Genomic DNA, 6,539 nt, shown 5'->3' with positions numbered 1-6,539 from the left:
TCTTCAACATCAACCACTCCAGTTTGGATCACACGTTTTACCCCAAATCTGTGTCCAAAAAAACCGGAGGCGCCGCAGTGGAAGTCGGTGGGGCCTTCGAGGAAGCGAGGATCTGGGCGGCGGGCTGCAAGCAATCTTCCGCCTCGAGAGCGGATTTGATGTTGGCAGCGGCAAGCTTAGCCAAGGCGGTTTGCTCTTCGGGCGGCAGGCCTACGTTGGATTGAGCTCTGGCCAATACGGTTCGCTGACCCTCGGGCGACAGTATGATTCGGCCGTGGACTACATCGGCCCGCTTACCGTAGGCGACCTTTGGGGAGGAACTTTTGGCTCGCAACCGGGCGACATCAACAACTTCGACAACACGCTTCGCACGAACAACTCGATTAAGTTCAGCAGCAGAAGCTACGGCGGTCTGACGTTTGGTGGCGTTTACAGTCTGGGCGGCGTGGCGGGCGACTTCTCGCGCAATCAGATCTGGTCGTTAGGCGCGGGATACACGTCCGGACCGTTAAGCGTCGCTGCAGCCTACCTCAACGTACGCAACTCGAACGTGAGCTTCTTCGGAACGAGTTCGAGTACGCCGCTTACGGCAGCCACGACGAATATGACGAGCCCGGTTTATAGCGGCTATGCCTCGGCCCACACAGAGCAGGTCGCTGGGGCTGGGGTCAACTATACGATCGGTCCGGCGACTCTAGGCCTCGTGTATTCGAACATTCGCTTCCTGGCGCTTGGTAATACTGCTGAGAGCGGCCCGAATCCCGGGCGGCTGTCGGGTGACGCCACCTTTAACAATATCGAAACGAGTTTCTTGTATCGGCTTACGCCGGCGTTCAGCGTGGGCCTCGAATATAACTACCTTCGGGGCAACCCAACGAACGGACGGTCGTCCTCTCAATACCATCAGGGAACGGTCGGGGTGGATTACGCACTTTCAAAGCGTACCGACGTGTATGTCATCGCGGCTTATCAGCGGGCTTCCGGAACTGATTCGACCGGAAAAACGGCAGTTGCGGCAATCAACGGCGTGACCGCGTCAAGCAGCAACGCGCAAACCGCCGTCTCGCTAGCACTTCGGCATAAATTTTAACGGCCGATACTTAGCACGATCGATTTGTGGTGTGGGAATGAGCTCCTAGGGAGGGGCGCGTCTTAGTGCGATATCTGAAAAGATGTCGCACTTTTTTTCGTTCAACGTGGGCGGAATCTTGAAAGCGGAGTGTCGCGGCAAGTTGACCGCAACGACAAGTAAAGGGCCGCTGCGAGAGCGTGAGTTTGGCGACTGTGCGAATGCGGGCCGCTTCCTTGGTGCAGAACGAAGCGACTCAGAGGCTTCGGCACATTTGTTGAAGGGCTGACTCGAGGGCGTCACCGGCTTGGTCATCTTGGCGCCCTCCGTCAGCGTGTTTGATCGCGCGCTGGAACGTCGGTTCGTGGAACACACGTGGACGAATCTCGCCAGCATTCGTTGCACAAAGCCATCCACGAGCCGGCCCATTACTTGAAAGCTTTTTCCATATTGCGGAATTCACTTCGAATGCTCACCGCATCAACCTTTCGCGCTTTGAAACCATGTTCTGCATTGCAAAAAACGCTTCTTATGTCATTGATAAATAATAAAAAATAATGTCTTATGTCTTATATAAGACTTGGCGTTGTCGCGTTACTATTGAGTCATGCAGTTCGCGTCGAACGACGCAGCGGCACGCCGAATCCTCTATTGAAATACGCTTTGCTTCTAGGAGTTACACATGACCCAATATCAAGACGACATCAAGGCAGTTGCTGGTTTGAAGGAGCAACAAGGCAGCGCGTGGAATGCCATCAACCCCGAGTATGCCGCCCGCATGCGCGCCCAGAACAAGTTCAAAACGGGTCTTGACATCGCCCGATACACGGCGAAGATCATGCGCGCCGACATGGCCGCGTACGATGCCGATCCGTCGAAATACACGCAGTCGCTCGGCTGCTGGCACGGCTTCATCGGCCAGCAGAAGATGATCTCCATCAAGAAGCACTTCAACAGCACCGAGCGCCGCTATCTCTATCTGTCCGGCTGGATGGTCGCCGCGCTGCGCTCCGAGTTCGGCCCGCTGCCGGACCAGTCGATGCATGAAAAGACCTCGGTGAGCGCGCTGATCCGCGAGCTGTACACGTTCCTGCGCCAGGCCGACGCCCGTGAACTCGGCGGCCTGTTCCGCCAGCTGGACGCAGCGCAAGGTCCGGCCAAGGCCGCCATCCAGGAAAAGATCGACAACCACGTGACCCACGTCGTGCCGATCATCGCCGACATCGACGCAGGTTTCGGCAACGCCGAAGCAACCTATCTGCTCGCCAAGCAGTTCATCGAAGCGGGCGCATGCTGCATTCAGATCGAAAACCAGGTGTCCGATGAAAAGCAGTGCGGCCATCAGGACGGCAAGGTCACCGTGCCGCACGAGGACTTCCTGGCCAAAGTGCGCGCCATCCGCTACGCGTTCCTGGAACTGGGCGTGGACGACGGCATCATCGTGTGCCGTACCGACTCGCTGGGCGCCGGCCTGACCAAGCAGATCGCCGTGACCCACACGCCGGGCGATCTGGGCGACCAATACAACTCCTTCCTCGATTGCGAGGAACTGTCGGCCGACCAGCTGGGCAATGGCGACGTCATCATCAAGCGCGACGGCAAGCTGCTGCGTCCCAAGCGCCTGCCGAGCAACCTGTTCCAGTTCCGCGCCGGCACGGGCGAAGCGCGCTGCGTGCTGGATTGCGTCACCGCGCTGCAAAACGGCGCCGACCTGCTGTGGATCGAAACCGAGAAGCCGCATATCGCCCAGATCGGCGGCATGGTCAGCGAGATTCGCAAGGTCATCCCGAACGCCAAACTGGTGTACAACAACAGCCCGTCGTTCAACTGGACGCTGAATTTCCGCCAGCAGGCGTATGACGCAATGAAGGCCGAGGGCAAGGATGTGTCGGCTTACGACCGTGCGCAACTGATGAGCGTCGAGTACGACCAGACCGAACTGGCGACGCTCGCCGACGAGAAGATCCGCACCTTCCAGGCCGACGCGTCACGCGAAGCGGGCATCTTCCACCACCTGATTACGCTGCCGACCTATCACACCGCCGCGCTGTCGACCGACAACCTGGCCAGGGAATACTTTGGCGATCAGGGCATGCTGGGTTATGTGGCTGGTGTGCAGCGCAAGGAAATTCGTCAGGGAATCGCGTGCGTCAAGCACCAGAACATGTCGGGCTCGGACATCGGCGACGACCACAAAGAGTATTTCAGCGGCGAAGCCGCCCTGAAGGCAGCGGGTAAAGACAACACTATGAACCAGTTCTGATACCAGTAGTACTCCGAGAAAAACGCCAACCCACTACAGGTTGGCGTTTTCTATCTTAGGCCGCAGATCAAGCTTGCAGAAACTGATGGGCCATAATTTTATGCGGCGAGATCGCTCGCGGCGCTATCAGCAAGCATTGTGCGCTTCTATGCGGAAGCTGTCGTGAGCTTCGGTAGCCTGATAGTCGGTGCGAGCCTTCGTGGTTCAGACAGAACTGTCCAGCATCGAGGGGCTATTCAGAAATCCGGCTTGCCGTTTTGGGAGGGACTTACCTAGGTGGCGAGCGTCAGATGAGGTCAGTCGGGACCGGTAACCGTCGGTCCACGGTGTTGCCGACCATGACTTAACGAACCCCGCTGCAATCGAACGGGGGACGAAGTGAAGACGAGAAGTCGGTTTCATGCGCTCGACGGTGTCGAGTAAGAAGGCGTACAGCAAGCGTGTTGCCCCGTGAGTCCTTGCGTCCAACTGCGATTGGCTGCCCCAACGTCACTTGCGCCACGATGATGACGGACAGGCGCTCCCAAAACCATCGGCGCGCCGGGATGAGCATGCTCTCACGCCCTTAGAGTACCGTGCCGTCGACTTCTAGTAGCAGAAGGGAGGGGCGTCCTTTAAGGGACGTCCGGCTGACTTCGAGATCGGTAGCACTGAGACACTACGGATCGCTGGAGAAATTGACTGGACGGCTGGGACGATATGTGGATACGTAAGGTCCGTGCGTTCTCGATGGTTAGTCTTCACCCATGCTTTCATTCAATCGGGATTGTCGGGCACGCCCCGGTCTTCAGTGAGTGACATGCAGCGCTAACCCAGCCACTTACTTCGGTTTGTAGTACTGGGGCCAACGGCGAAGCACAAGCTCTCCCGAGGCCGCGTAGGCGTAGCAACTATCAATTTTTGCGGGCTTTTCGCTTGCGTCTGTTGCGTCTACACCGTGGAGGTTCAATGTACCGACGGATTGGATGGCGGTCGTGGCCAATGGCATCAAGAGCTCCATCAAATGCGTGCAGCTTCGACTACCACCGAGTTTTCGCCTTACCGTTGATCCCCAACCGGGTTTGATGCTGGTACCGATTAACTCACGAAGCGCGTCACCGCCATAGGAACACAGCGAATAAGGCGACGCCTCAGTGAATGTGTAAACATCCCGAACTACCATCTCCATATCAAAGACGAGGCGAACGCCCATGTTGTGTATGGGTTCGCCAGCCGCGACCGTTCGACCGCCACTCTTTGGGACAAACTCGACCGGCTTTGTATCGATAACGCGCCCCTCGACTTCGAACAAGCCGTCGGAACGACGATATCCCCTCATCTCGATGCGGCGTAGGTGAAGCTCCTCGCGCGAAACTTCCTGGCTTTTTTCGGTACTTGCTTCAAGCGAACAGTTCATCCATTCCTCCAAACGGCAGGAGCTCATCGGCGTCAAGGATTGCGTTGAGTCCACGCTGCTGGCCTTTAGCGGGGCTCGGTTCGTCGCTGCGCTCAATGGGCTATTGCTCAATCTGACAACGTGCGACTTAAGACTAGCGCGCGGAACATTTAAATGTCAACCAAAGGAAACCCGCACCGCAAGGCGCGGCTCGAATCTTTGCGCCCGCTTTGTGACAAGGGCAAGCCAATGAATAAACATTTAAAGATTAATCATTGACATTTGGGACGAGGCTGGCGTAGCCTAGGGACAGCAAGATTTCGGTGTCTGAGTCTACGGTGACTTAACGGTCCAACGTGTACCGGGAATCGTCAAAGTGCGCCCCGACGCAAACATATGAGGAAAACTCTCGCAAGGAGGTCATGAATGAAGGGGATCAAGGTCCTAGTGGCAGTAAAACGCGTGGTCGACTACAACGTCAAAGTCCGTGTTCGGACCGATGGGACGGGCGTGGACCTGACGAACGTGAAGATGTCGATGAATCCGTTTGACGAGATTGCCGTCGAGGAGGCAGTACGTCTTCGCGAAGCCGGGATTGCGAAGGAGGTCATTGCAGTTTCGTGCGGGCCGAAACAGTGCCAAGAGACCTTGCGCACAGCACTTGCGATAGGAGCGGATAGAGCCCTTTTCGTGGAAAGTGACGAGGATCTCCAACCGCTCGCAGTGGCGAAGCTGCTTAAGGCGCTGGCTGATCAAGAGCATCCCGACTTGATCATCCTCGGTAAGCAGGCAATCGACGACGACTCGAATCAAACGGGCCAGATGGTTGCGGCTTTATCCGGGATGCCACAGGCGACTTTTGCCTCAAAGATCACGATCGCTGACGGACGCGCCACCGTCGCTCGTGAGGTGGATGGTGGCGCAGAAATGCTTTCGCTCGCGCTTCCGGCGGTCGTGACGACAGATTTGCGATTGAACGAGCCGCGCTATGTGACACTGCCCAGCATCATGAAGGCAAAGAAGAAGCCGATCCTAATTTTCGTGCCCAATCAGCTAGGCGTTGATGTTACGCCCCGAATCAAAACGCTGAAAGTGAGCGAACCGCCCAAGCGGTCGCCCGGTGTGATGGTCCCGGACGTGAAAGCGCTGGTGGAAAAGCTGAAAAACGAAGCGAAGATTATTTGACGAGGTTAAGGATGTCGATTCTTGTAATTGCAGAGCACGACAACGTCTCTATCAAACCGTCGACGCTCAATACAGTCGCGGCGGCAGCGGTGATCGCGACCCTTGAGAGTCAGCCGATCCATGTACTCGTGGCTGGTCATCAAGCGAGTGCGGCCGTGGAAGCTGCGGCGCAGATTCCGGGCATCTCCAAAGTGATTGCAGCAGACGCCCAGCACCTTGGTGAGGGTCTCGCGGAAGATTTGGCGGACACGATCGTTCAGCTTGCAGGCGCTTATTCACACATTCTGGCACCTTCGACCGCCTTTGGGCGCAACGTGGCGCCGCGTGTGGCTGCATTGCTCGATGTCGCGCAAGTCAGTGATGTCATTGCAGTCAAGGCCCCGGATGTCTTCGATCGGCCGACTTTCGCCGGGAACGTCATCGCGACAGTTCAGGCGATGGACGCCGTCAAGGTCATGACAATCCGAACGACCGCGTTCGATCCCGTTCTTCCAGAAGGTGGAAACGCTTCTTTGGAACATTGCAATGCGGCGCCAACGACAGGGAAGGCGAGCTTCGTGGGGCGCGAGTTACTGACTGGTGCATCAAATAGTGCTCTTTTTTCTCAGGCAGCGTAACGGACGTGTCTTTCCTTAAAGAGATTGCGA

Annotated in this window: 6 protein-coding genes; 5 read left to right on the top strand and 1 reads right to left on the bottom strand. The window is 56.9% G+C overall.

All coding sequences use genetic code 11. The features are described from left to right. The 3 genes from AWB78_RS49635 to AWB78_RS40875 all read left to right on the top strand — a co-directional run. On the top strand, positions 1-224 hold a 224-nt coding region (locus AWB78_RS49635), incomplete at its 5' end, for a hypothetical protein (protein ID WP_332460150.1). Then, a complete protein-coding gene (locus tag AWB78_RS40880) occupies positions 125-1,090 on the top strand; it encodes a porin (RefSeq protein ID WP_332460149.1) in 966 nt (321 codons plus the stop codon). The genes AWB78_RS49635 and AWB78_RS40880, both read left to right, overlap by 100 nt. Positions 1,091-1,751: 661 nt before the next feature. Next, a complete protein-coding gene (locus AWB78_RS40875; protein WP_062612786.1) occupies positions 1,752-3,332 on the top strand; it encodes an isocitrate lyase in 1,581 nt (526 codons plus the stop codon). 820 nt (positions 3,333-4,152) lie between these two features. Here AWB78_RS40875 and AWB78_RS40870 read toward each other — a convergent pair. Continuing rightward, complete coding sequence (locus AWB78_RS40870) at positions 4,153-4,728, bottom strand: DUF2889 domain-containing protein (RefSeq protein WP_062612784.1); 576 nt, start codon at positions 4,726-4,728, stop codon at positions 4,153-4,155. A gap of 414 nt (positions 4,729-5,142) precedes the next feature. Between AWB78_RS40870 and AWB78_RS40865 the strand changes: the two genes are divergently transcribed. Next, positions 5,143-5,892 (top strand): electron transfer flavoprotein subunit beta/FixA family protein, encoded by a 750-nt coding sequence (locus AWB78_RS40865; RefSeq protein WP_062612792.1) that lies wholly within the window; start codon positions 5,143-5,145, stop codon positions 5,890-5,892. 11 nt (positions 5,893-5,903) lie between these two features. Beyond that, a complete protein-coding gene (locus tag AWB78_RS40860; protein WP_062612781.1) occupies positions 5,904-6,509 on the top strand; it encodes an adenine nucleotide alpha hydrolase family protein in 606 nt (201 codons plus the stop codon). Positions 6,510-6,539: the final 30 nt, after the last annotated feature.

Origin of the sequence: Caballeronia calidae (assembly GCF_900044055.2) — a bacterium.
GTDB classification, from domain to species: domain Bacteria; phylum Pseudomonadota; class Gammaproteobacteria; order Burkholderiales; family Burkholderiaceae; genus Caballeronia; species Caballeronia calidae.
The sequence above is the reverse complement of the archived record's forward strand: the minus strand, read 5'-3'. Positions and strand labels throughout refer to the sequence as shown.

Bases quoted from the DNA above. Each gene is read 5' to 3' on its own strand.
- AWB78_RS40875 (WP_062612786.1), top strand. From the start codon at position 1,752: ATGACCCAATATCAAGACGACATCAAGGCAGTTGCTGGTTTGAAGGAG.
- AWB78_RS40870 (WP_062612784.1), bottom strand. From the start codon at position 4,728: ATGAACTGTTCGCTTGAAGCAAGTACCGAAAAAAGCCAGGAAGTTTCG.
- AWB78_RS40860 (WP_062612781.1), top strand. From the start codon at position 5,904: ATGTCGATTCTTGTAATTGCAGAGCACGACAACGTCTCTATCAAACCG.